The following is a 1,660-nucleotide window of genomic DNA, read 5'->3' as shown; positions in this document are numbered from 1 at the left end:
TCTCATGCGTGCAGTAGCCGTCGGTGGCGAAGAATTCGTCATCCGGGCTGCGATAGATGGCGAAGGTGCGACCGCCATGGTCGAAGCGGATGACGTCTTCTTCCTCGACATCATCGACGCCGCACGCTTCAACCCAGCCGGCCATCTGGTTCTCCCCTATTCCGCTGCCGCCGGGACGGTCAGCGCATGGAATTCGTCGCGGTACGGCCGTGCCGTCGGCGGCAATTCGCGCTCGAGGAAATAGTCCTCGTACTGGAGCTGTTTGATCAGTACCGGCCAGACCTCGCGATAAGCATGCCACATCGAAGGGTTCGGTTCCGGCAGATCATGCTTGATCAACTCATGCAGCTTCGGCAGCGCATGATAGGGCACCATTGGAAACATGTGATGTTCGACGTGGTAGTTCATGTTCCAATAGATGAAACGGCTGATCGGGTTCATGTAGACGGTGCGCGTGTTCAGCCGATGATCGGTGACATTGTCGGCCAGCCCGATATGCTGAAGCAGGCCGGTCAGCACCATGTGCCAGCTGCCGTAGAGGCGCGGCAGGCCGATCAGCACCAGCGGCAGGAACGACCAGAGGTAGAGCGCCAGCGCGATCGCAGCGAGATAGATAGCGATCTGCCAGCGCGCGGCGATGACCGCCTTGTGCTGCTCCATCTCCGGCACGAAGCTTTTCTCGTCCGGCGAGAGTTTGCCGAACACATTGCGCACCAGCGTCGGCAGCGAATAGCGGAAATCGAGGACGCCGGTGAAGGCAAGTGCGGCGCGCAACAGATCCGGCGGACGCATCACCGCGATCTCGGCGTCGCGGCCAACGATGATCGTGTCGGTGTGATGTCGGGCATGGCTCCAGCGCCAGGTCACCGGATTGCGCATCAGCATGAAGCTCGCGATCTGGTAGACGACGTCGTTCATCCAGCGGGTGCGGAAGGCTGTGCCGTGGCCGCATTCGTGCCAGCGCGAGTCGCTGGAGGAGCCGTAGAGCACACCGTAGACGCAGAAGAACGGCACGCACCACCATGAACTCCAAAACCAGATGCCGCCGGCAGCCGAGCCCAATATGGCGGCGATCCAGATGAGGGTGTCGCGGATCGCCGGCATATCGGAGCGTTGCATCAGCTCCTTCATAGTCTTGCGCGGCACGTCTGTGTGATACCACTCGGCGGAGGCCAGCCCGGTCTCGATCGCGATCCGCGTGCTTTCACCGACCAGGCTGTAGTCGCGCTTTGTCTTGACCGTCGCCATCGTCGCCTCCCGTGCGGTCCTCAAAGGCCGTTGGCGCGGAATTTTCCATCGAGGAATGTCTTGGCGCGTGGCACGTCGTCCTCGGTCAGATGCTCGATGATGACCGGGATGTTCGGGTGCTTTTCGCTGAGCCGCTTGAGATAAAGATCATAATTGAGCGAACCGAGGCCGGGCGCCGGCAATTCGATCTCGCCGACGCCGCGAAAGGTGAGGCCTTCCGAAGCATTGTCATCGCCAATGTCGGCGTGCTTCTCCGACTTGTCGCTGCCGGAGCGCTTGACGTCCTTGGCATGCGCGATCCTGATCTTGTCGGTCAGCGTGTCGAACACCTGGTTCAGCACCTGGTCCATGCGGTCGATATTGTGCGCCTCGAAATAATTGGTCGGATCCATCAGCAGGCCAAGACCAGGAT

Annotated in this window: 2 protein-coding genes and 1 pseudogene; all 3 read right to left on the bottom strand. The window is 60.8% G+C overall.

From position 1 onward, the window contains the following. Positions 1-145: Rieske 2Fe-2S domain-containing protein (locus ACXJ7R_RS31955; protein WP_457155291.1), on the bottom strand; the 145-nt coding region annotated here is incomplete at its 3' end. Positions 146-156: 11 nt separating this feature from the next. Further along, positions 157-1,248, bottom strand: coding sequence for a fatty acid desaturase family protein (locus ACXJ7R_RS31950; protein ID WP_457155290.1), 1,092 nt, complete (start codon positions 1,246-1,248; stop codon positions 157-159). Between the two features lie 20 nt (positions 1,249-1,268). Beyond that, positions 1,269-1,660 (bottom strand): annotated as a pseudogene (locus ACXJ7R_RS31945) (sugar phosphate isomerase/epimerase family protein); the annotation flags it as partial.

The sequence above is a fragment of the Mesorhizobium sp. P5_C1 genome (assembly GCF_054049815.1).
This window is presented reverse-complemented; position numbering and strand designations above follow the sequence as displayed.

Bases quoted from the DNA above. Each gene is read 5' to 3' on its own strand.
- ACXJ7R_RS31950 (WP_457155290.1), bottom strand. From the start codon at position 1,248: ATGGCGACGGTCAAGACAAAGCGCGACTACAGCCTGGTCGGTGAAAGC.